Below are 21,837 nucleotides of genomic sequence, written 5' to 3' on the forward strand. Positions count from 1 at the left end.
TGTCCTCGAATGGCATCTCGAACCCCCAGCGCAAAGCGCGCCAAACTGTTCGCGATGTCCTCGCACACCTGTTCGCGATGTCCCCGGTCCAAACAGGGGGGAGATCGGATGTCGCGCCGGCTTTCGCCAATCATCAGCGTTGCAAAAGTGGCGCCGTCGGCGACGCTGCCAATCTCCCCCCGCGTGGGGGGAGATGTCCGGCAGGACAGAGGGGGCGCGAAGGAATGCCGCCCGTCCGGGCCTTTAGCAGTCCCAGATGATCAATACTTCTCCGGCACATACAGCTCGCGCGGCAGCACCTGGCGCTCGTATTCGGGATTGAAGACGCGGTCGGGTAGCGTGATCTCTTCGAGCGGCACCTCCTCGTAAGGCATTTGCTTGAGGAGATGGTCGATGCAGTTCAGCCGTGCGCGCTTCTTGTCATTGCCTTCGACGATGAACCAGGGGGCTTCGGGAATGTTGGTGCGGGCGAAGGTCTCTTCCTTGGCCTTGGTGTACTGCTCCCAGCGCACGCGCGACTGCAGGTCCATGGGCGACAGTTTCCACTGCTTCATCGGATCATGGATGCGCATCTGGAAGCGCATCTGCTGCTCCTCGTCGGTGATGGAGAACCAGTATTTGACCAGCGTGACGCCGGAGCGGACGAGCATGCGCTCGAACTCCGGCACGTCGCGGAAGAACTCCTCGACCTGATCCGGCTCGGCGAAGCCCATCACCCGCTCGACGCCGGAGCGGTTGTACCAGGAGCGATCGAACAGCACGATCTCGCCGCCTGCCGGCAGATGCGGGACGTAGCGCTGGAAATACCATTGCGACTTCTCGCGCTCGGTCGGCGCCGGAAGTGCTACGACGCGGCAGATGCGCGGATTGAGCCGCTGGGTGATGCGCTTGATGACGCCGCCCTTGCCGGCCGAATCGCGGCCCTCGAAAATCACCACCAGCTTGTTCTTGTGATATGCCACCCAGGACTGCAGCTTGATCAATTCGGACTGCAGCGTGATCAGGTCGCGAAAATATTGCTGGCGATCCATCGAGGGCGGATGCGCTTTCTTGTAGATTTTGGCGATCTCCAGCGATAGCGCCGGTTCCGACATTTCCAGCTCGTAATCTTCGTCGAGCGTATCGGCGAGCTCCGCTTCCAGCCAGTCCTTGGCAGGAGAATTCTGTTTTGCTTCGGTCATTTATGCTGCTCCGCGTGCACGCCCGTGTCGGCGTCCGACCTGCCGGCCAACATCGAACACCTTGAGCCGACTGCATACAGGCCGGCAATGACGGTTTTATTGCAGCCGGCCTGTGTGCCGGTCGCGCAAATCCGTGAGATGTGATCGATCAGCCTCCATGGCATGCACGACAAGCGCCTTGAATTGTCCTACAAATGCCAGGCTCCTTTGGGCAGCCTTCGAAGCAGCCCTTCTCAACGCAATTGCGAGGATCTGATATGGAATACCGCACACTCGGCCGTTCCGGGCTGAAGGTTTCAACGCTGACCATGGGCACCATGACCTTCGGCGGCGCCGGCGCATTTTCGGCGGTCGGCAAGACCGATCTCGACGAGGCGCGCCGGATGATCGACCTCTGCATCGATTCCGGCATCAATCTCATCGACACCGCCAATGTCTATTCGAACGGGCTATCGGAAGAGATCATCGGCGAAGCGCTCGGCGGCAAACGCAAGGGCGATGTGCTGATCGCCTCCAAGGCGCGCATGCGGATCGGGACCGGGCCCAACGACGAAGGGCTGTCGCGCTACCATCTGATCCGCGAGTGCGAGAAGAGCCTGAAGCGCCTCAGGACCGACGTCATCGACATCTATTTCCTGCACGAATGGGACGGTACGACGCCGATCGAGGAGACCATCGCCGCGCTCGACACGCTCGTCAGCCAGGGTAAGGTCCGCTATGTCGGCTGTTCCAACTATTCGGGCTGGCAAGTGATGAAGGCGCTGGGGATCAGCGACCGCCAGCACCAGCCGCGCTTCGTCACCCAGCAGATCCACTACACGCTGGAAGCACGCGAAGCCGAATATGAACTGCTGCCGATCTCGGTCGACCAGGGGCTTGGCGTGCTGGTGTGGAGCCCGCTCGCCGGTGGACTGCTGTCCGGCAAATACCACCGCGACCAGGCCACCCCCCGCCAGCTCAGCGGCTGGACGGAACCGCCGATCCGTGATGAGGACCGGCTGTGGCGGATCGTCGAGGTGCTTGCCTATATCGGCAAGAACCATGGCGTCTCAGCAGCGCAGGTGGCGCTTGCCTGGCTGCTCGGCCGGCCGGCCGTCAGCTCGCTGGTTATTGGCGGACGGACCGAAGCGCAGTTCAAGGACAATATCGCCTCTGCAAGCCTGGTGCTGACCAGCGATGAGCGCGCACGCTTGGACGCTGTGAGCCGCCCGCCCGTTCTGTATCCCTACTGGCACCAGCAATTCACGGCAAAGGACCGGTTTGGTCCGGCCGATCTGGTTCTTGACCGGGAAGATATCTGACAACGGTCCGGATCAGGTCGAAGGTCGCCGCGGGCTTAGTCTGAGATAAAACGCCAGACCTCGGGATCAGGCTCGATCTGGCCGCTGAGCACGAAATACTTGTAGAGCACGAGCAAGCAGATCGCCTGCTCGGCCCGTTCATCGGCGAACTTGCGGCAATAGGCGTTGGCGGCGTCAACGATGCGCTCGGCCTCAGTCGGATGACGTTCGAGATACTGCACCCGCTCGGCAAGATCCGAGAAATCAGGTTCGAGCGGCACATAGTGAACGTCAGCCACGAGTTCGCTTTCGGCGAACCATGTCTCGTATGTCGGCGGCGGCATCAGGCACAGCGAATTCGAACTCATGATCCATTTTAGGTTGGTCGCCACATCGTTGCCTTCGAGCGAAATGATGTAGCGACAGCGCCGCTGCTGATCGATGCTCAGATAGGGCTTGCGATATTCCGGCGCTGCCGTCGGTTTGGGCGTGCCGAAATCGCAAAAGGGCAGATTGCGCGCGGCCTCCAGAAGCAAGGTCCTTATCGGGTTGTTGAGCTCGCCGCGCCACACCGCAACCGACAGCTTGTCCGCGAAGGCAACATCGTCGGCGGGCATGTGGAAGTGGCGGAACTTGTTGAGCTTGAACAGGACCCCGTTCCTGTTGTCGCCGGCGATCGGCCGATCCTTGACGATCGACGGCATCGCAGGCACTTCGACGACGTCGCCGAATTCGAGGTCGATGCGCAAATCAGGATCGAAGTAGCGGGTAAATTCCTTCAGATCGTAGTAATACATGCTCCGGCCTCTCGGCAGCCGGCTGACCGGCACGGCTCCGGCGCTCGGCGCGAACGCATGCTGCAATCTATTGTAATATTTGAGACGAGCGCGGACCGATCCGTCCGAAAGCCTGGCCTGATCGAGCAGCCCGGCGAGCCTGCGACGGAACAGCGCCTGCGGTGCGATATCGCGCACGGCGTTGCGCGCATAGTAGAATAGCTTCTGTGCGTTTCTTTGAAGGGTGGCCATCAGTCACTTGGTAAAAAGTCGGCTTGTGATTTTGCCCCCCGGCCCCTCCTGCACCATTGTGCCAGCCATCTTGCAAGCCACGGAACCGTGTTCAGCCGGCCTGCCGGCTGTGTATGGAGCCGATCGCCCTTTGCGGTGTTGTGTTTGTAGCCCAATGCTCCTAGGCAGGGCTAAGAACCTTTGGGATTGTGAAAGGAAGAGATATGGCTCGAGCACCGAATTACGGCCAGGAACGCAAGGAACGTGACCGGCAGAAGGCCGCCAAGAAGGCGGAAAAGCAGGCGGCCAAGGTCGCAGCCAAGGAACGTTCGAAGCCCGAAGACGAGACCACCTCCGAGACCGAAACGGAAACGGCAGAGTAAAACGCATCCGGCCCGCGAGGCGGATCGGATTTGGCCTAGGAATCCCGCTGCGTCTTCAGGCCGGCGCCTTGTCGCTGACGAACACGTTCACCTCGCGCGCGGCGGCGATGAAGGCGCGCCTTGCGGTCATCGCCGGTTTGTCGCCGGCCAGCGCATCATGGCAGGCCTGCAGCGCTTCGCGATGCTTTGGACTGCGCTTGCCGGGCCAGCTGTTGAGGAGGTAATCGGAAGCCTCGCGAGCCGTACGCAAGAGCTGAGTGGTTCCCTCCGCGCCCGACTTGACGGTCACGGGTGTTTCAAATCGGTTGTTTTCCATCGCCGCTCTTACGCCATCGGCGCTCGCGAAGCGAGGGCGAAAGTGGTTGCCCTCAGCAATCACGCCGCGACGACGGCAAATCCCCTGGCACGCAGGCCGCGCCGGTCATTGTGCAATGACGTCACCAGCCGGTCGCGGCTGCCGACAATATGGACCGAAAGCCGGTGTGCCGCCGCATCGGCATCGCCGGCCCGCACCGCTGCCAGAATGGCACGGTGTTCGGCCCAGGCACGGCCGAGTGCCGCCTCGTCGCGCACCTCCAGCCAACGCGCCCGCGACAGGCGCGTCATGGCATCGCGGACCGCCCTGAACAGGAACTCGTTGCCGGACAGGCGTGCCAGCTCGATGTGAAAATCCATGCCGACGCGATGCCATTCCTCGCGCGGGGTGCCGGCGTCGCAGGAGTCCAGCATCGCCTCGATGACGTCGACGCCGCTCCTGTCCTCCAAGACACAGGTCAGCCTGACTGCCGCGACCTCGACCGCCTCGCGGTAAACGGCGATCTGCTCGAGCTCGGCGAGGTTGATTGGCGATACCGTCCAGCCGCGCCCGTCGCGGCAGACCAGACCTTCCGTGTCGAGCCGCAGCAATGCTGCCCTGACCGGCGTGCGCGATGCGCCGAAGCGGCTTTCGATCCAGCGTTCCGTCAGCCGCTCGCCGGGGCCGATCTCGAGGCCGAGGATCATCTCCCGAAGCTGCTTTTCGACATTCTGCATCTGCGACATGGCGGTTCCGTTCTGGCCATTTGTTTCGGCGATCGGGTCGCTGGCCAGCGTTTGCCGATAACGTTTGAGAGGGGCCGCATTGACAGCCGCCGGGCTTGCGTCCATGACGGATACCAGCTTGGTATCCCAAAACAGTATCCACAGCAAGCCGCCGACAGACTTGCCCGACAGGACATGACATGCCGCAAGACACCACCCCTGCCATGCAAGGCACCCACAACATCCACTGGCGCCGCAATCTCGTCGTGTGCTTTGCCGGCTCGTTCAGCACGCTTGTCGCCATGACCCTGCTGTTGCCCTTCCTGCCGCTTTATGTCGAACAGCTGGGTGCCGAGGGGCACGCGGCGATCGTGCAGTGGTCCGGCATCGCCTATGGCGCGACGTTCTTCGCCGCCGCGCTGGTGGCGCCGCTGTGGGGACGGCTGGGCGATCGCTACGGCCGCAAGCTGATGCTGGTGCGCGCCAGTTTCGGCATGGCCGTCTGCAAGTCGCTGACCGGCATGGTGGAGACGGTCTGGCAATTGGTGCTGCTGCGCCTGCTGATCGGTTTCGCCGGCGGCTATTCCTCGGGTTCGACCATTCTCGTCGCCATGCAGACGCCGAAGGACTGGTCAGGCTGGGCGCTTGGCGTGCTGTCGGCCGGCATCACCGCCGGCGCCCTCGTCGGCCCCCTGCTCGGCGGCGCGCTGCCGCCTTTGATCGGCATCCGCGCAACCTTCCTGCTCGCCGGCGGCGTCATTTTGCTGGCGTTCCTGGCAACGACTTTTCTCATCAAGGAGAACCCTCGCCAGGCAGCCGACAAGTCAGCATCGACTAAGAAGCCGAAAGGCAGCGGCTGGTCGCAAATCTCGGACAAGCGCCCGGTCGTCGCCATGCTGGCGACCGGCACGCTGTTGAGCTTCGCCACCATGTCGATCGAGCCGATCATCACAGTCTACGTGCAGCAGCTCATCAAGGATCAAAGCCTGCTAACACTGACCTCCGGCGTCGTCATGTCGGCGGCAGCACTTGGCGCCATCCTGTCGGCCTCGCGGCTCGGCAAGCTCGCCGACCGCGTCGGGCACTGGAACGTCATCATTGGGGCGCTTGCCGTCTCGGCGCTGCTGCTGATCCCGCAGGCCTTCGTCACGCAGGGCTGGCAGCTCGCCGGCCTGCGTTTCCTGATGGGGCTGGCGCTTGGCGGCCTCTTGCCCTGCATCACCAGCGTCATCCGCCACAATGTTCCGGACGGCGTCGGCGGCAATGTGCTGGGCTTGTCGATCTCGGCGCAATATGTCGGACAGGTCGCCGGGCCGCTGCTCGGCGGCTTCGTCGGCGGTCATTTCGGCATGCGCGCTGTATTTCTCGGCACGTCCGTTTTGATGGCGGGCGGAGCGGCGTATAACTGGCTGGTCCAGTCACGCCGCGCAAGCGACATGCTGGTGCAGGCGGGCAAATCCTGACACCGTTTGCGGGCTATCACTGCTTCACGGAGACCAGCGACATGAGCACGGCCGAGCGACCAGCAAGCGGCAGCGGCCGCACCCTCGTTTTCGTCGGCGGCCTGTGCGGCGCGGCCGGCGTGGCGCTCTCCGCCGCGGCGGCACATCTGGGCGGCGTTTTCGTCGGCACGGCAGCGTCGTTCCTGCTCATGCATGCACCGGTTTTTCTTGCCGTCGGCCTCGTCGGCGCAAACCGGATCCTGCAAACCGCAAGCCTTATACTTCTTGTCGGGCTTGTGTTGTTCTGCGGTGATCTCCTCGCCCGTGACTTCCTCGGCTCGCGGCTTTTCCCGATGTCGGCGCCGATCGGCGGCACCCTGCTCATCGCCGGCTGGCTGGCGGTTGCAGCCTCAGCGCTGGCGCGCCCGCGCTCCTGAGACGGCATTCCCCGCACCGATCGTGGGAGTCCGGCTGGCATCCCTAGCCCTCCCCAGTTCAAAGTGCGGCGCTTGCGGGCAAACAGCTCGGTCCCGTTTCCGCAAACGACGGTCAATCGGACGATGGCCAGTCTTGCCGGCATTCGGGCCGGACCGGCAGGTCGCGATTGCGTGCCGCCGGTGTGGTCGGGCGGCGCCGCTCCAGCCTATCGAGGGCCGGCGAGATGCCCCAATAGTTGCGATAGATGTCTTCGAACAGATGATTGATCGGATGCATGGCTTGGCTCCTTTTTCAAACTTGAATCGATCCAATCAACTGGCCCGAAAATGCCGTGCCGATCAGCTCCGCTTGCGCTCCACAAGAAAACGAAGATCGCGGATCCACGGGCCGGCGTTGCCGCGACGTTTCCGGGTCACCCCGTTGGAGGTAATGCTCCAGTCGTTGCGATAGATGTCTTCGAACAGATAGTTGACGGGGTGCATGGCTCGCTCCTTCCTGAATCGATTCAATCGACGGTTTAGCGTTCACTTGGATCGATTCAAAAATATACCCAACCGCACCAATGTCAAGCAAAAATTTGAATCGATCCAACAAAGATGTTAGATGGCAATCCGGAGGCAGAAAAATGGCGTCATACACCGAAGGCAATACACGACCCATCCGGCTGGCCGACATAGCCAAGGCCGCCGGGGTTTCGCACGGCACCGCCTCCAACGTGTTCAGCCGTCCCGAGATCGTACGCGAGGAAGTCCGCGAGCGGGTCAAGGCAGCGGCCGAAGCGATGGGCTATGCGGGCCCCGACCCGAAGGGTCGGCTGCTGCGCGCCGGCAGGGTCAACGCGATCGGCGTCGCCACGACCGAGCCGCTGTCTTATTTCTTTGACGATCCCTTTGCCCGCGCAATGATGGCCGGGATTTCCGAGGCATGTGACGCCACCGGCGCCGGCATCGCGCTGGTATCGGCTGGTAATCAGGAGAAGCTTGCCTGGAATATCCAGAGCGCGCTGGTCGACGGCTTCATCCTGTTCTGCATCGAGGGCGGCTCACGCCTTGTCGAACTGACGCGCGAACGCAAACTCCCCTTTGTCGCGCTTGAGCTCGGCTTCGACGACGACACTGTTTCGGCAATCGGCGTCGACAATGTCGCCGGCGCCCGCCTGGCGGCGCACCATCTTGCCGAGCTTGGCCATCGGCGCTTCGCCGTTCTGTCGCTGCCTTTCGCCGACGACAGGACCGGTCCTGTCTCGCCGAGCCAAGTCCGGACGGCCGTCTACCCCGGCACGCGCGATCGCCTCGTCGGCTATTTCGACGCGCTTTCCCGATTCGGCGTCGATACCGCCGGGATTCCGGTATACGAGACCGAAAACGACGAAGCCAGCACAAGAGCCGGCCTCGAAACGATCTTCGCCTCGGCAGAGCCGCCGACCGCCATCCTGGCGATGTCGGACCGGATGGCCATGGTCGCGATCGAATGGCTGACCGCGCGGGGTCTGGCCGTTCCCGGCGACGTCTCGGTCATCGGCTTCGACGGCGTGCCTGACGCCGCCCTTTGCGATCCTCCGCTCACCACGGTCGCCCAGCCGATCGCCGAGATCGGCCGCCGGGCGGCGCGAACGATCCTCGATTTCGACGGCATGGTGCGGCGCGAGACGCTCGGCGTCGAGCTCGTCGTCAGGGCATCTTCCGGGCCGCCGCCCAAAACAGCCTGAGCCGGTCCTCTACGGGTTGGTAGTCGCCATGGCTCCCACCCCGAAGGACGCATGGACAGGCGGCGCCTCGCTGCGGATCGCGGCCGGTGCGGAACAGGTTCAAGACAGCAGGAAACGCCACGATCAGATAGCTCACCGCCAGGATGTGCAGCAGCCTCGGCAGCGACAGGAATGTCTTGTCGAAGCCGGTCAACACCACGGGCAGGTCCAGCCACGACACCTGCCCCCATAGCGGGCTGTGCACCCAGACCAACGCCGCCGCGACATAGACCGCCGACGCGACGACCAGCCAGCGATTGATCGGAATGGTGCCGCCGCGCCTGATATGCAGCATACTGGCCAGGCCGATGTTGAAGAGGAATTGCCACGACAGCGGATTGAGGAACCAGAAGCCGGGCTCAGGATAATTCGGCGGGGCGATCTGGTAGATCCCGGCAACCAGCCACAGAGCTCCGGATATCGCCAGCGCCGCCAAAGGTCTGTGGCTGATGAACAGCAGGAAAGGTTGGCGCCATCAGCAGCAGCATCGCATAGACCGGCAGGATGTTGTTGTAGCCGAGCTGATGGCCAAGCGTGACGATGCCGATCAGCGCTTGCTGCGGGTTCCTGATCAATGGTTCGATGTTGATCAGCGTCAGCATGTCCGGCCGCTTCGCGAACACCGCCGCCGCGCAGAAGATGGCCAGCACCACCATCGTCGTGACAATGTGGGCGACATAGAGCACACCGGCGCGGCGCCACAATTTCAGTGTCGCCATGAGCCGGTTTCCGGACTGGAATTTTGAGCCGTAGGCGAGCGCGACTGACATGCCGGAGATCAGCACGAAGGCCTCGGCGGCATCCGAAAAACCAAAATTCTTATAGGTCAGGGTTTCGAAAATCGTGCCCGGGACATGGTCGACAAATATGATCAACAGAGCGAGAGCGCGGAATACATCGATACGCGTATCGCGATCCGGAATACGCACATCGCGATCCGGGATACGCGTGCCGCGATCCGGTAAATTTGGCATGGTCATCGATAAAAGGCCTCAAAGCTGGTTGTTCATGCCGGCGACCGATGCGACCGCCCGGCGCACCGCTTCGATTCCTCCCTCAGGAGCATATCGGCGAACAAACGGACTGAAATGCGCCCGGTTCAATCAACTTTGAAAGAGCTCGAAAATATTCCGTTTTGAAGCCGGCAAACGAACAAAAACGACGGGATGCAACTATGGCCGAAAAACCTCCGGAAGACGGCTTTTTGCGGCGCGACCTGCCGTTTTTCTATCGCCTCTACAGACCAGCAGAACCAACCCGCGAATGCCTTTTTCTGCTGCATGGATCCGGTGTCGAGGAGACGACTCTGGTGGCGCTGGGGCAGCAAATCGCGCCGCACGCGGTGCTGGTGGCGGTGCGTGGCCGTATCGCCCAGGAGGATGGTTTCCGCTGGTTCAGACGGATCTCGCCCATACGCTTCGAACAGGGTAGCATCCGCAAAGAGGCGGACGCTTTCGCTGGCTTCATCACGGAAGCCGCGGAACGCCACGGCCTCGACCTCTCCCGGGCAATTTTTCTCGGCTATTCCAACGGCGCCAACCTGGTTTCAAGCGTGATGCTGCTGCATCCGCGGCTCATCGCCCGAGCAGCGTTGCTGCGACCCATGCCCGTGCTGGACGAGGTGCCGCCGGCGGATCTCCGCAAGGCACGGGTGGCAATCATATCCGGCGCCGCCGACCTGACCTACGGGCCCTTAGCACTCGCGCTGGTCGGACTGCTCGGCCGGCATGGTGCCGAGGTCGAGGCCCACACGATCGCCTCCGGCCATGAAATCGGCGATCGGGATGCTGAAATCGTCAGGCAATGGCTGGCGAGTCAGGCAACCGCCACGGCGCAGGCAAATTGATGAGCCCGCCGCCTATGCTCGCCCCATCCGGTTCCAGGCATCCAGCCCGGCGATCTTGTAGGCTTCGGCCAGCGTCGGATAGTTGAAGGTGTTGTTGACGAAGAAATCGACGGTACCGCCGAGATTGATCACCGCCTGGCCGATATGGATCAGTTCGGTCGCGCCCTCGCCGACGATATGCGCGCCAAGCAGCCGGCGCGTTTCGATCGAAAACAGAAGCTTCAGGAAGCCGGTGTTGACGCCCATGATATGGCCGCGCGAGGTTTCGCGGAAGCGCGCCACGCCGACCTCATACGCGCCGCCGCTCTCGCGCACCTGCTCCTCGGACTGGCCGACGGTCGAGATTTCCGGCACGGCGTAGATGCCGTAGGGAAAGGTTTCCGGCGGCGGCGGCAAGGGCACGCCGAAGGCGTGGCAGGCGGCCACCCTGCCCTGTTCCATCGAGGTGGAGGCGAGGCTCGGAAAGCCGATGACGTCGCCGGCGGCATAGATGTTCGGCGCGCTGGTCCGGAAGGTCTGCGGATCGACCTTGATGCGGCCCCGGGAGTCAGACTCGATGCCGACCACGTCCAGGCCGAGCGCGCCGACATTGCCGTTGCGCCCCGCGGCATAGAGCACCATCTCCGAGCGTATGGTGCGGCCGTCGGCAAGCGTCACCTCGGCGTAGTCGGGTTTCGAGGCGATCTCCTTGATCGCACTGCCGAGCCGGATCGTCATGCCGCGGTCACGCATCTGATGGATGAAATCGTCGACGATCTCGCGGTCGACGAAATCGAGAATGGTGTTGCGCGGCTCGACCAGCGTCACCGGCACGTCAAGCGCCGAAAAGATCGTCGCGTACTCGACGCCGATGACGCCGGCGCCGATCACCGTCAATGTCCGCGGCAAGCGCTCGAGCTCCAGCATCTCGTCGCTGTCGAAGATACGGATCTTGTCGAAAGGCACATCGCGCGGCCGGTGCGGGCGGGTACCGACCGCGATCAGCGCGTGCGCAAAACCGACTTCGCTATAGTCGCCGGTGTCCGTCGTCAGGCTCGCTCTGTTGGGCCCGAGAAACTTGACTGCGGCGCGCGCGCTCTTGACCGTGTTGCGCATGAACTGGTGTTGCAGCACCTCGACCTCGTGATCGAGCGTCTTGTGCAGGCGTTCGATCAGATCGCCGACCGAAATGTCCTGCTTGACCCGGTAGCCGCGCCCGTAGAAGCCGCGCTCGCGCCAGCCGGAGAGATTGAGCACGGTTTCCCGCAGCGTCTTCGACGGGATGGTGCCGGTATGCACGGAAACACCGCCAAGACGCCGGCCCCTGTCGACCACCAGCACGGATTTGCCGAGCTTGGCCGACTGCACCGCGGCGCGGCGCCCGGAAGGGCCGCTGCCGATGACCAGCATGTCGTAGTCCATGTCGTCCCGCCCCTCGTCCGCACTTTGTTGCGCTGCAGCAAGCTAACGCCATCGGCGCTGCAAATTCAACCGATTCGGGCTGTACCCGGTGCCGGTTCCCACCGCATGCCGCGGAAACGCCCGATCTTGATTCCGTCGCAAGACTTCACCATTTCAAAACCAGGCGGCCCGCACCCTAGCCCGGGCCTGATTGCGAGGAAATGACATGAACGCGTGCGTTCTCGACGGCGAAATCATCACCTCCAGGCTCGATGATATCAGGGCCTATGACGGCGTGCGCACGCGGCGTGTCCTCGCCTTCATCATCGACTATTGCATCGTCGCGCTGCTCACCATTCCGTTCGCGATCCTGGTGTTCTTCCTCGGGATTCTGACGCTCGGCCTCGGCTGGATGCTGTTTTCCGTCCTCGTGCCGGCCGTCGCCATCCTCTACATCTGGAACACGCTCGGCAGCGCCGACCAGGCCACGACAGGCATGAAGATGATGGGGATCCGGCTCGACCGTCTGGATGGCACCCGTATCGACGGGCTGACGGCGGTGGTGCATTCGGTGCTGTTCTGGGCCGGCAACGTCATCCTGACGCCGCTGGTCCTTCTGGTGTCGCTGTTTGCCGACCGCAAGCGCACGCTGCACGACCTGTTGCTGGGCACGGTGGTCAGCCGCAGTGACCGCTAAGATCAGCTTTTCACCAGTCCCGCCAGCTTTTATGTGCAAAGTGAAGGCTTCCGATCACCCACGCCTTCACAATCCTGTTGAATTTTTCGCCGTGCGCGCCAAAGGTATGATGATTCGCAGGAGTGTTTCCAAGGTTCGATGACGCACCATCCTACCCAGTCGCCGCAGTTCTTCCTGACCGCGCCGTCGCCGTGCCCGTACCTTGAGGGCCAGTTCGAGCGCAAGGTGTTCACGCATCTGGTCGGCGACAAGGCATCGGAGATGAACGACCTGTTGACGCAAGGCGGCTTCCGGCGATCGCAGAACATCGCCTACCGGCCGGCCTGCGAGACCTGCCGCGCCTGCGTTTCGGTACGCATCCTGGCCCAGGAATTCACCGCCAGCCGCAATATGAAGCGGGTGATACAGCACAATTCGGATCTCATCGGCGCGATGCACGACGCGCAACCATCCACCGAGCAGTATTCGCTGTTCCGCAGCTATCTCGATGCCCGCCATCGCCGCGGCGGCATGTCCGACATGACGGTGCTCGACTACGCCATGATGGTCGAGGACACCCATGTCGATACCAAGGTCATCGAATACCGGCGCCGCGGCCCCGACAGCTTCATCACCGGCAAGGGCCAGGGCGAACTGATCGCAGTCGCCCTCACCGACAAGATGGCCGACGGCCTGTCGATGGTCTATTCCTACTTCAATCCGGACTTCGAGGACCGCTCACTCGGCACCTTCATGATCCTCGACCACATCGCCCGCGCCAGGGCGATGGGCTTGCCGCATGTCTATCTCGGCTACTGGGTCAACGGCTCGCGCAAGATGAACTATAAGATGCGCTTCATGCCGCAGGAGCATCTCGGCCCGAAAGGCTGGGAACGCTACGACCACGAAGCGGTTTCGCGCTGAATAGTTTTTCCAAAATCCAATCTTAAACTGTTTCCAGGGAGAGGATGCTGCTGGTTTTCGGCCGCTTGGCTGGAAGGACAGACGCTGGGCCAATTTTGCGCCTGCCTCCACATTTCATTGCGAGAATTGCCACATGTCGTCCCACAACGATCACCAGAAGGGCCTTCTCATCACTGCCATTGGCGGCCTGACGCTGACCGTCGACATTCCACTGATCCGCCTGGCCGACGGCGGCGCATGGACGATCCTCCTGCTGCGCACCGGCACCACCTTGGTCGCGGCGCTGATCATCTGGGCCGTCTGGCGCTCGCTGAGCAGGAACGCGCCGCAGCTCCTCCCCGGCTGGTCAGGGCTCGTTGTCGCCATATGCTACGGCCTGACCTCGGTCACCTTCGTCGCCAGCATCTATCACACCACGACCGCCAATCTGGTCTTCATCCTGGCCTTCAACGCCGTGTTCGCGGCGCTGCTGTCCTGGCTGTTCCTGAAAGAGCGGCCGCGACTGGTCACCGTGGTCGCGATGCTGATCATGATCCTCGGCGTCGCGATCATCGTCGGCGATTCGATCGGCACCGGGCACCTGTTCGGTGATCTCATGGCGCTGTGCTCGGCTTTCTTCATCGCGCTGGCCATCACCATCTCACGCGCCAGCGGCAAGGACATGGGGTTCACTTCGCTGATCGGCGTGATCCTGCCCTTGGCCGTCGCGGTGTTCATGGTCTCAGGCGAAGGGTTTCAGGTGAACGCGCCGTGGTGGATCATCTTCAACGGCGCCGTCATCATGCCGATCTCGTTCTTCTGCCTCGCCAACGGGCCGAAATATATTTCGGGACCGGAAGTGGCGATGTTCTATCTGCTCGAAACCGTGCTGGCGCCGGTCTGGATGTGGATGATCTTTGCCGAGACGCCGTCGCGCAACAGCCTGATCGGCGGCGCGATCCTGATCGTCACGCTGGTCGCCCATTCGCTATGGCAGCTGCATGAGGGGCGCAAGCGCCGCGCCATCCTTGCCGTCCGTCACCCGGCCTGAGACTTCTTCTCGGCAACGATTTCGATTTGCGGCGGCGCCCCGTCGAGTTCGACCGGTGCTGCGGGGGCAAGCTCGTCGGCCAATTCCACCTCGCGTAGCCATTCGCGCCAGATCGCGACCAGCAATGCCATCAGCACCGGGCCGATGAACAGGCCGAGAAAGCCCATCGTCTTGACGCCGCCGATCAGGCCGAAAAAGGTCGGCAGGAACGGCAGCTTTATCGGGCCGCCGACCAGTTTCGGGCGCAATGTCTTGTCGACGATGAACAGTTCGACGCTCCCCCAGATGAACAGCGCCAACCCGGCCATCGGCGAGCCGCTGGCGGCGAGATAGATCGAAACAAGCGTGAAGGACAGCGGTGCGCCGCCGGGGATCAGCGCCATGATGCCGGTCAGGGCGCCGAGCGTCACCGGCGACGGCACGCCGGCCAGCCAATAGGCCACGCCCAGCACCACCCCCTCGCCGATGGCGATAATGGTCATGCCGGTTACCGTCGAGGAAATCGTCGCCGGCACGACGCGTGAAATCCGCTCCCACCTGGTCGGCAGGATGCGTTCGCCGAGACGATCGACCTGACCGGCGAAATGCTCGCCGTCGCGATAGGCGAAGAACAGCGCGATCATCATGAACAGCAGCGCCAGCAGAAGGCCGAAGGCGCTGCCGCCGGCGGCCAGCACGCCGCGATAGATGCTGCCGATGTTGGCGCCGCTGATCAGCTGGATCAGTTCGCCGATGCCGCCGGGATGGCCGAGATTGCGCGTCCACTGCTCGTTCAGCCAGTCGCCCACCACGGGCAGCGTGGCGATCCAGTGCGGCGTCACCGCGCCTTCGCGGTTGGTCTCGATCGCCCAGCCGACCCATTCGCGGACTTCGTTGCTGGCGTAGGCGCCGGCGAGCGCGATCGGCACCACCAGGAAGGCGAGAATGAACAGGATCGCCAATGTCGCGGCGATGGTGCGGTTGCCGCCGACAGCAGCAAGCAGCCGCCGATAGAGCGGCCAGCTGGCAAAGGCGATGACGAGAGCAGCCAGCACCGGGACCAGGAAACCATGAAAGAAATAGACCCCGGCGGCAACGATCAGCACCAGGAGCCAGCGCGCCGCCGACAGCGGCGGAATGACGGCGGATCTGACCGGCGTCGACAGGCCGAACAAGCGCTGCTGCCCTTCCGGTTTCTTAATCCTGGCTTCTTTCAAATGCCCATTTCTCCCAAAGGCGTACGTCGCCGCCTTATGTAGCGGTGCTTATGTACCATGATAGTGCAGCAATCGTGACGACATTCCAAATGCTGCTAATCTCCCCCTTAAGGGGGAGATGGCCGGCAGGCCAGAGGGGGTCGCCGAGCATGAAGCTCCAGCCTCCTCTGTCGCAATAGGAGGTCGCGTCGCGTCAGGACGTTCCGACCCCCTCTGTCGCCTTCGGCGACATCTCCCCCTCAAGGGGGGAGATTAGCAGCTACCCAAACTTCCCCGTCCTCGGGAATCCCTTCGGCACCATGCGTCCGGCCGAGGCGCGAGCACCGATCCACTCTATCAGCTCTTCGCGTGATTTGATGAAGGTGCGGTCGGCCGAATCCTGCCAGGAGAGACCGCCTGCGAGCGTGAAGATCTTGAGGTCGAGGACGCCGCCATCCTTGTATTTCTGCAGGCGAACGCCCTTGCCGCGACCCATCTCAGGAATCTCGGCGAGCCGGAAGACCAGCATCTTGCGGTTCTCGCCGACGATGGCGAGATGGTCGCCGGCGACCGGCACGCAGCGCTGGGCCTCGTCAGGCGCCTTGACGTTCATGACCTGCTTGCCCTTGCGGGTGTTGGCGACGACTTCCTCTTCCGGCACTATAAAGCCATTGCCGTCGTGAGACACCAGCAGCAGCTTGCGTTTGGGATCATGGACAAAGGCGGTGACGATGTCCTGGTCGTTGTCCATGTCGACAATGATGCGGATCGGTTCGCCATGGCCGCGCCCGCCCGGCAGCCGGTCGGCGCCGATCGTGTAGAACTTGCCGCCGGTGGTGAAGACCAGCACCTTGTCGGTGGTCTGGGCGTGGAAGGCGAGCTTGAGGCTGTCGCCCTCCTTGAAGGTCAGCAACGAATGGTCGGTCAGATGACCTTTCATTGCCCTGAGCCAGCCCTTTTCCGAAACGACCACGGTGACCGGCTCGCGCTCGATCATCGCATGGGCGATGTCGGTCAGGTCATGTTCGGGCGCGTCGGCGAACTGGGTCCGGCGCTTGCCAAGCTCGGTCTCCGGTCCGAATTTCTCGCGGATGCTGGAGACTTCCCACTTGATCGTCGACCACTGCCTGGCGTCGGACGCAAGCAGCGCCTCGATCTGCTTTTTCTCGATAGTGAGGCCGTCGAATTCCTTGCGGATCTCGAATTCCTCGAGCTTGCGCAGGGCCCTGAGCCGCATGTTGAGGATGGCTTCGGCCTGGTTGTCGGTGAGCGACCAGCGCGCCATCATCACTTGCTTGGGCTCGTCCTCCTCGCGGATGATCCTGATCACCTCGTCGATGTTGAGATAGGCGATCAGATAGCCGGCGAGGATCTCCAGCCGCCTTTCGATCTCGCCTAGGCGATGCCTGGAGCGGCGGATCAGCACCTCGCGGCGGTGCTCCAGCCATTCCTTGAGCACGCCTTTCAGCGACAGCACGTTGGGTATCTTGCCGCGCGACAGCACGTTCATGTTGAGCGGAAAGCGGCTTTCGAGCTCGGTCAGCTTGAACAGCGATTCCATAAGGATGCCGGGATCGACCGAACGGTTCTTCGGCACCAGCACAACGCGGACGTCTTCGGCGCTCTCGTCCCGGATGTCTTCGAGCAGCGGCAATTTGCGCGCCATCAGAAGCTCGGCGATCTTTTCGATCAGCCGCGCTTTCTGGACGCCGTAGGGGATTTCGGTGACGACGATGCTCCAGGTGCCCCTGCCCTGGTCCTCCTGGCTCCATTTCGCCCGGACGCGGAAACCACCGCGACCGGTTTCATAGGCTTCGAGGATCGAGGCCCGGCTATCGACGATGATGCCGCCGGTCGGGAAATCCGGACCTTGGACGAAGTCCATCAACGTCGTCACCGGCGCATCCGGATGCTCGATCAGATGCAGCGCGGCGTCGCAGAGCTCGGCGGCATTGTGCGGGGGGATGGAGGTCGCCATGCCGACGGCAATGCCGGACGAGCCGTTGGCGAGCAGGTTCGGGAAGGCGCCGGGCAGCACGACCGGCTCCTCGTCCTCCTCATTGTAGGTCGGCCGGTAATCGACCGCATCCTCGGTGATACCGGACAGCAGCTCGGTCGCCACGTCGGTCATGCGCGCTTCGGTGTAGCGCATGGCGGCGGCGTTATCGCCATCGATATTGCCGAAATTGCCCTGCCCGTCGACCAGGGGATAGCGCATCGAAAAATCCTGCGCCAGCCGCACCAGCGCGTCGTAGATCGACTGGTCGCCATGCGGATGGAACTTGCCCATCACCTCGCCGACGATGCGGGCGCATTTGGCGAACCCCTGGTCGGGGTTGAGCCTGAGCAGCCGCATGGCATGCATGATACGGCGATGGACCGGCTTCAGCCCGTCGCGCACATCCGGCAGCGCCCGGTGCATGATGGTCGACAGCGCATAGGCGAGATAGCGCTCTTCCAGCGCTTTCTTCAGATCGACCGGCTCGATGTTGTCGCCACCGCCATCGCCAGGCGGCAAAAGCCTTTTTCCCATGGGCTGGGACTAGCCGAGCGGGTGATTCGCGGCAAGAGGCGCTTGAACGCGCCGCCCTTCCGCAACACGAACTGAACGCACTGCTGCGCCGACCAACATCAATCGGTTACATCCCGGCTCTATGGTAATGGATCGGATTTGCCTTTCGCCGTGGTTTTCGACCATTGTGCGGGAGAATGCCTTTTTCCCGTCCAGTTCATCACGGAAGGGTGACGGCGCAACGAATTGAAAAACAATCTTAAGGACACTCTCAGGGGACTCGCGATGACGATCAGACGCTCGACACTCAACAAACTTGCTTTTTCGACGTTTTTGCTGACGCTGCCGCTGAACGCGGCCTTCGCGCAGGATGCGGCGGTCGCCGACCGGCTGAAGGCGGCTCTCGCCGCCCAGGGCGTCGACATCTCCTGGACCGGGGTGACGGGCGATGCCTCCAGCATGGTGCTGCAAGGCGTGGCGTTCAAACCGGCGGCCGAAAAGGAAGCGTTCAAGATCGGCGACGTCACACTCGAGGGCGTGACCGAAGCCGATGGCGGCTATGAAATCGAAACCGTCTCGACTGCGGCGTTCCAGCACAGCGAGGACGGCGTCACGGTCGACCTCAGCCCTTTCATCATTCACGACATGACGGTTCCGGCCGACGGCGCCACAGGCCCGCTGGGCTCAATGATGATGTATAAATCGGCCGAACTCGACAACATGACGGTCAAGGTTGCCGACAAGACCGCATTCTCGATGGACGGACTCGCCATCGAAATCACCCCACCGGCCGACGGCAAGGCGATGGAATTTTCCGGGACCACGGAAAAGTTCAATGCCGACCTGACGCTGGTCGAGGACCCGAAGTCCAAGGACGTGATCAACGCGCTCGGTTACCAGAACATTACCGGGAACCTTGAAATGGAGGGCACCTGGCAGCCTGCGGACGGCAAGATGGAGCTGTCGAAATACGACATCTCCGTCGACAATGCCGGAACGCTCGGCATGACCTTCGGTCTCGGCGGCTACACGTTGGACGTCGTCAAGTCGCTGCAGGAGATGCAGAAGAAGATGGCGGCTCAGCCCGAAGGCGCAGACAATTCGGCGCAAGGCATGGCCATGCTCGGCGTGCTGCAGCAGCTTTCGTTCAACAGCGCTTCGATCCGCTTCGACGACGATTCGCTGACCAACAAGGTGCTGGATTATGTCGGCAAGCAGCAAGGCATGTCCGGCAAGGACATCGCCAACCAGGCCAAGGCAATCGTGCCTTTCGGGATGGCGCAGCTCAACAACCCCGAATTGACGGCGCAGGTGTCGGCGGCGGTCGGCAAATTTCTCGACGATCCGCAGAGCCTTGAAATCTTGGCCGAGCCGCCGGCGGCGGTGCCGTTCGCGCTGATCATGGCGGGCGCCATGTCCAACCCGGTGGACCTGACGAAGACGCTTGGCGTGACAGTCAAGGCGAACGAGGACTGAGCGGCACGTCTCTGGCCGGTTTCGCAAAATGCGCTTGCATTGGAAGTGTCAGCGCCGCCCCTCATCCGCCTGCCGGCACCTTCTCCCCGTTTAGTGACGGGGAGAAGGGAAATGGCCGCGACCTTGGCGCCCATTGTTGCAACGCTGGCAGCTGGCGAAATCATTCGTAACAGTGTCTTTCTCCCCGTCACTATACGGGGAGAAATGCCCGGCAGGGCAATGAGGGGCAGCGCAAACCAACAGCGTTTAGAATCGGTTGCGGGAGGTTTTTTAACCCTCTTTCTTGGTTACCGCGACGCGCAGCGACAATTCGCGAAGCTGCTGCGGGCTTGCTTCCGACGGCGCGCTCATCAACAGGTCGTAGGCCTGCTGGTTCATCGGGAACATCGTCACTTCACGCAGGTTCTTGGCGCCGACCAGCAGCATGACGACACGGTCGATGCCGGCCGCCATGCCGCCATGCGGCGGTGCGCCATACTGGAAAGCGCGGTAGAGGCCACCGAAACGCTCCTCGACCGTCTCGCGATTCAACCCGACAGTCTCGAACGCCTTGACCATGGTTTCCGGCAGATGGTTGCGGATGCCGCCCGACGCAATCTCGAAACCGTTGCAGACCATGTCGTACTGGTACGCCTTGATCCCAAGTAGATCCTCGCCGTTGAGCGCATCGATGCCGCCCTGCGGCATGGAAAACGGATTGTGAGCGAAATCGATCTTTTTCTCGTCCTCGTTCCATTCGAAGAAGGGAAAGTCGACGATCCAGCACAGTTCGAAGCGGTCGCGATCGACAAGGTTCAGCTCCTCGCCGGCGCGGGTGCGCGCCGCTCCCGCGAACGAGACGAACTTCTTCGGGTCACCGGCGACGAAGAAAGCGGCGTCGCCATCGGCAAGACCGAGTTGGAGGCGGATCGCCTCGGTGCGCTCCTCGCCGATGTTCTTAGCCAGCGGACCGGCGCCTTCAAGCTTTTCGCCCTCCTTGCGCCAGAAGATGTAGCCGAGGCCCGGCTGGCCCTCGCCTTGCGCCCAGGAATTCATGCGGTCGCAAAAAGCGCGTGAACCGCCGGTCCTGGCCGGAATGGCCCAGACCTCGGCCTTCGGGTCGTTGGCAAGGATGTTGGCGAACACCTTGAAGCCGGAATCGCGAAAATGATCGGAGACGGCCTGCATCTCGATCGGGTTGCGCAGGTCCGGTTTGTCGCTGCCGTATTTGCGCATGGCGACATCATAGGCGATGCGCGGAAAGTTCTGCGTCACCGGCTTTCCGGCGGCAAAGGTCTCGAACACGCCGCGCATCACCGGCTCCATGGTCGCCAGGATATCGTCCTGCTCGACGAAGCTCATCTCCACGTCGAGTTGATAGAATTCGCCCGGCAGGCGGTCAGCGCGCGGGTCCTCGTCGCGGAAGCAAGGCGCGATCTGGAAGTAACGGTCGAAACCCGACACCATGATCAATTGCTTGTATATCTGCGGTGCCTGCGGCAGCGCGTAGAAAGTGCCGGGATGGATTCGCGACGGCACCAGGAAGTCACGCGCACCTTCGGGCGACGAAGCGGTCAGGATCGGCGTCGAGAATTCGGTGAAGCCGACCTCGCCCATGCGCTTGCGCATCTCGGCGATGATCTTCGTGCGCGCCACGATGTTCTTGTGCAGCGTGTCGCGGCGCAGATCGAGGAAGCGGTATTTGAGACGGATATCCTCGGGATAATCGGGCTCGCCGAACACCGGCAGCGGCAATTCCTTGGCCGCCGACAGCACTTCGATCTCACGCGCGAAAACCTCGATCTCGCCGGTCGGTAAATTGGCGTTCGCCGTCTCGGCCAGACGCGCCTTTACCTCACCATCGACGCGGATGACCCATTCGCCGCGCACGGTCTCGGCAACCTTGAAGGCCGGCGAATCCGGGTCGGCGACGATCTGGGTCAGGCCATAATGGTCGCGCAGATCGATGAAGAGCAGGCCGCCATGGTCGCGAACGCGATGCACCCAGCCCGACAGGCGAACGGAAGAGCCGACGTCGCTCTTCCTCAACTGGGCACAGGTATGGCTGCGGTAACGATGCATTGTCATTGATAGGTCCGGATGTTGATTGCGGCCAAGGCATGATGGCCCGGCCCGAAAATTTGGGCGAAAAGCACATGAGAGGCCGCCTTTGTCAAGGCAGGCGGCGCACGGTCAGCATCTCTCGGTTTGAACTTCGGCTTGTAAACCCTGGCTGCGTGAAACTCCACACCACAGTCAAAGCGTAGAATTTCCTCTGCTCGATCGTGATCAGGGTGGTCAAGCCGTGTACAATGGCCGTCACACTAACGGGAGGACTACC

General features: G+C 62.5%; 20 protein-coding genes and 1 pseudogene. 10 read left to right on the top strand and 11 right to left on the bottom strand.

Annotated features, from left to right (window positions below):
* Positions 1-260 precede the first annotated feature (260 nt).
* Positions 261-1,181 (bottom strand): polyphosphate kinase 2, encoded by a 921-nt coding sequence (gene ppk2 / locus NKH12_RS08740; RefSeq protein WP_352952732.1) that lies wholly within the window; start codon positions 1,179-1,181, stop codon positions 261-263.
* A 257-nt stretch (positions 1,182-1,438) separates the two neighbouring features.
* Here ppk2 and NKH12_RS08745 point away from each other — a divergent pair, with 257 nt between their 5' ends.
* Positions 1,439-2,482, top strand: a complete 1,044-nt coding sequence (locus NKH12_RS08745; RefSeq protein WP_352952733.1) for an aldo/keto reductase — start codon at positions 1,439-1,441, stop codon at positions 2,480-2,482.
* A gap of 35 nt (positions 2,483-2,517) precedes the next feature.
* On the opposite strand, the gene NKH12_RS08750 is transcribed toward NKH12_RS08745, so the two are convergent.
* A complete protein-coding gene (locus tag NKH12_RS08750; RefSeq protein WP_352952734.1) occupies positions 2,518-3,489 on the bottom strand; it encodes a glycosyl transferase family 90 in 972 nt (323 codons plus the stop codon).
* 203 nt (positions 3,490-3,692) lie between these two features.
* Here NKH12_RS08750 and NKH12_RS08755 point away from each other — a divergent pair, with 203 nt between their 5' ends.
* Positions 3,693-3,851 (top strand): hypothetical protein, encoded by a 159-nt coding sequence (locus NKH12_RS08755; RefSeq protein WP_023798419.1) that lies wholly within the window; start codon positions 3,693-3,695, stop codon positions 3,849-3,851.
* A gap of 55 nt (positions 3,852-3,906) precedes the next feature.
* Here NKH12_RS08755 and NKH12_RS08760 read toward each other — a convergent pair whose 3' ends face one another.
* Both NKH12_RS08760 and NKH12_RS08765 read right to left on the bottom strand, forming a co-directional pair.
* The gene (locus NKH12_RS08760) at positions 3,907-4,140 is read right to left on the bottom strand and encodes a DUF982 domain-containing protein (protein WP_473598182.1); all 234 of its coding nucleotides are present in this window, start codon (positions 4,138-4,140) and stop codon (positions 3,907-3,909) included.
* Positions 4,141-4,226: 86 nt separating this feature from the next.
* On the bottom strand, positions 4,227-4,892 hold the full coding sequence (locus tag NKH12_RS08765; protein WP_352952735.1) for a GntR family transcriptional regulator: 666 nt from the start codon (positions 4,890-4,892) through the stop codon (positions 4,227-4,229).
* 179 nt (positions 4,893-5,071) lie between these two features.
* On the opposite strand from NKH12_RS08765, the gene NKH12_RS08770 reads away from it, so the two are divergent.
* Positions 5,072-6,334 (top strand): MFS transporter, encoded by a 1,263-nt coding sequence (locus NKH12_RS08770; protein WP_352952736.1) that lies wholly within the window; start codon positions 5,072-5,074, stop codon positions 6,332-6,334.
* A gap of 41 nt (positions 6,335-6,375) precedes the next feature.
* Entirely contained in the window at positions 6,376-6,750 is a 375-nt protein-coding gene (locus tag NKH12_RS08775) for a DUF423 domain-containing protein (RefSeq protein ID WP_352952737.1), read from the top strand.
* Positions 6,751-6,862: 112 nt separating this feature from the next.
* Here NKH12_RS08775 and NKH12_RS08780 read toward each other — a convergent pair whose 3' ends face one another.
* Positions 6,863-7,027, bottom strand: a complete 165-nt coding sequence (locus NKH12_RS08780; protein ID WP_352952738.1) for a hypothetical protein — start codon at positions 7,025-7,027, stop codon at positions 6,863-6,865.
* 62 nt (positions 7,028-7,089) lie between these two features.
* Positions 7,090-7,233 carry a hypothetical protein gene (locus tag NKH12_RS08785; protein ID WP_352952739.1) on the bottom strand — a complete coding sequence of 48 codons (144 nt, stop codon included), beginning with the start codon at positions 7,231-7,233 and terminating at the stop codon, positions 7,090-7,092.
* Between the two features lie 143 nt (positions 7,234-7,376).
* On the opposite strand from NKH12_RS08785, the gene NKH12_RS08790 reads away from it, so the two are divergent.
* Positions 7,377-8,459 carry a LacI family DNA-binding transcriptional regulator gene (locus tag NKH12_RS08790; protein ID WP_352952740.1) on the top strand — a complete coding sequence of 361 codons (1,083 nt, stop codon included), beginning with the start codon at positions 7,377-7,379 and terminating at the stop codon, positions 8,457-8,459.
* A gap of 76 nt (positions 8,460-8,535) precedes the next feature.
* Here the strand turns inward: NKH12_RS08790 and NKH12_RS08795 are convergent.
* Positions 8,536-9,478, bottom strand: a pseudogene (locus NKH12_RS08795) (OpgC family protein); the annotation flags it as partial.
* 194 nt (positions 9,479-9,672) lie between these two features.
* Between NKH12_RS08795 and NKH12_RS08800 the strand changes: the two are divergent.
* Positions 9,673-10,344: an alpha/beta hydrolase gene (locus NKH12_RS08800; RefSeq protein WP_352952793.1), complete on the top strand. Its 672-nt coding sequence runs from the start codon at positions 9,673-9,675 to the stop codon at positions 10,342-10,344.
* A gap of 12 nt (positions 10,345-10,356) precedes the next feature.
* Here NKH12_RS08800 and sthA read toward each other — a convergent pair whose 3' ends face one another.
* Positions 10,357-11,745 carry a Si-specific NAD(P)(+) transhydrogenase gene (sthA, locus tag NKH12_RS08805; RefSeq protein WP_352952741.1) on the bottom strand — a complete coding sequence of 463 codons (1,389 nt, stop codon included), beginning with the start codon at positions 11,743-11,745 and terminating at the stop codon, positions 10,357-10,359.
* A 205-nt stretch (positions 11,746-11,950) separates the two neighbouring features.
* Here sthA and NKH12_RS08810 point away from each other — a divergent pair, with 205 nt between their 5' ends.
* The 3 genes from NKH12_RS08810 to NKH12_RS08820 all read left to right on the top strand — a co-directional run bounded on the left by NKH12_RS08810 (position 11,951) and on the right by NKH12_RS08820 (position 14,354).
* A complete protein-coding gene (locus tag NKH12_RS08810; RefSeq protein WP_352952742.1) occupies positions 11,951-12,421 on the top strand; it encodes an RDD family protein in 471 nt (156 codons plus the stop codon).
* 138 nt (positions 12,422-12,559) lie between these two features.
* Positions 12,560-13,324: an arginyltransferase gene (locus tag NKH12_RS08815; RefSeq protein WP_127314425.1), complete on the top strand. Its 765-nt coding sequence runs from the start codon at positions 12,560-12,562 to the stop codon at positions 13,322-13,324.
* Between the two features lie 133 nt (positions 13,325-13,457).
* Positions 13,458-14,354, top strand: a complete 897-nt coding sequence (locus NKH12_RS08820; protein WP_352952743.1) for a DMT family transporter — start codon at positions 13,458-13,460, stop codon at positions 14,352-14,354.
* Here NKH12_RS08820 and NKH12_RS08825 read toward each other — a convergent pair.
* Together NKH12_RS08825 and parC are read right to left on the bottom strand one after the other, a co-directional pair.
* Complete coding sequence (locus NKH12_RS08825; RefSeq protein ID WP_352952744.1) at positions 14,342-15,550, bottom strand: AI-2E family transporter; 1,209 nt, start codon at positions 15,548-15,550, stop codon at positions 14,342-14,344. The genes NKH12_RS08820 and NKH12_RS08825 overlap by 13 nt on opposite strands.
* Before the next feature lie 259 nt (positions 15,551-15,809).
* The gene (gene parC, locus NKH12_RS08830; protein WP_352952745.1) at positions 15,810-18,062 is read right to left on the bottom strand and encodes a DNA topoisomerase IV subunit A; all 2,253 of its coding nucleotides are present in this window, start codon (positions 18,060-18,062) and stop codon (positions 15,810-15,812) included.
* 264 nt (positions 18,063-18,326) lie between these two features.
* Between parC and NKH12_RS08835 the strand changes: the two genes are divergently transcribed.
* On the top strand, positions 18,327-19,517 hold the full coding sequence (locus tag NKH12_RS08835; RefSeq protein WP_352952746.1) for an aq_1923 C-terminal domain: 1,191 nt from the start codon (positions 18,327-18,329) through the stop codon (positions 19,515-19,517).
* Between the two features lie 270 nt (positions 19,518-19,787).
* Here NKH12_RS08835 and aspS read toward each other — a convergent pair whose 3' ends face one another.
* Complete coding sequence (gene aspS, locus NKH12_RS08840; protein WP_352952794.1) at positions 19,788-21,578, bottom strand: aspartate--tRNA ligase; 1,791 nt, start codon at positions 21,576-21,578, stop codon at positions 19,788-19,790.
* Positions 21,579-21,837: the final 259 nt, after the last annotated feature.

This window comes from Mesorhizobium sp. M1322 (genome assembly GCF_040318085.1).
GTDB lineage: Bacteria > Pseudomonadota > Alphaproteobacteria > Rhizobiales > Rhizobiaceae > Mesorhizobium.

Bases quoted from the DNA above. Each gene is read 5' to 3' on its own strand.
- NKH12_RS08775 (WP_352952737.1), top strand. From the start codon at position 6,376: ATGAGCACGGCCGAGCGACCAGCAAGCGGCAGCGGCCGCACCCTCGTT.
- NKH12_RS08765 (WP_352952735.1), bottom strand. From the start codon at position 4,892: ATGTCGCAGATGCAGAATGTCGAAAAGCAGCTTCGGGAGATGATCCTC.
- NKH12_RS08820 (WP_352952743.1), top strand. From the start codon at position 13,458: ATGTCGTCCCACAACGATCACCAGAAGGGCCTTCTCATCACTGCCATT.
- sthA (WP_352952741.1), bottom strand. From the start codon at position 11,745: ATGGACTACGACATGCTGGTCATCGGCAGCGGCCCTTCCGGGCGCCGC.
- aspS (WP_352952794.1), bottom strand. From the start codon at position 21,578: ATGCATCGTTACCGCAGCCATACCTGTGCCCAGTTGAGGAAGAGCGAC.
- NKH12_RS08770 (WP_352952736.1), top strand. From the start codon at position 5,072: ATGCCGCAAGACACCACCCCTGCCATGCAAGGCACCCACAACATCCAC.
- NKH12_RS08815 (WP_127314425.1), top strand. From the start codon at position 12,560: ATGACGCACCATCCTACCCAGTCGCCGCAGTTCTTCCTGACCGCGCCG.
- NKH12_RS08800 (WP_352952793.1), top strand. From the start codon at position 9,673: ATGGCCGAAAAACCTCCGGAAGACGGCTTTTTGCGGCGCGACCTGCCG.
- NKH12_RS08745 (WP_352952733.1), top strand. From the start codon at position 1,439: ATGGAATACCGCACACTCGGCCGTTCCGGGCTGAAGGTTTCAACGCTG.
- NKH12_RS08790 (WP_352952740.1), top strand. From the start codon at position 7,377: ATGGCGTCATACACCGAAGGCAATACACGACCCATCCGGCTGGCCGAC.
- NKH12_RS08835 (WP_352952746.1), top strand. From the start codon at position 18,327: ATGACGATCAGACGCTCGACACTCAACAAACTTGCTTTTTCGACGTTT.
- NKH12_RS08810 (WP_352952742.1), top strand. From the start codon at position 11,951: ATGAACGCGTGCGTTCTCGACGGCGAAATCATCACCTCCAGGCTCGAT.
- NKH12_RS08780 (WP_352952738.1), bottom strand. From the start codon at position 7,027: ATGCATCCGATCAATCATCTGTTCGAAGACATCTATCGCAACTATTGG.
- parC (WP_352952745.1), bottom strand. From the start codon at position 18,062: ATGGGAAAAAGGCTTTTGCCGCCTGGCGATGGCGGTGGCGACAACATC.
- NKH12_RS08750 (WP_352952734.1), bottom strand. From the start codon at position 3,489: ATGGCCACCCTTCAAAGAAACGCACAGAAGCTATTCTACTATGCGCGC.
- NKH12_RS08755 (WP_023798419.1), top strand. From the start codon at position 3,693: ATGGCTCGAGCACCGAATTACGGCCAGGAACGCAAGGAACGTGACCGG.
- NKH12_RS08785 (WP_352952739.1), bottom strand. From the start codon at position 7,233: ATGCACCCCGTCAACTATCTGTTCGAAGACATCTATCGCAACGACTGG.
- ppk2 (WP_352952732.1), bottom strand. From the start codon at position 1,181: ATGACCGAAGCAAAACAGAATTCTCCTGCCAAGGACTGGCTGGAAGCG.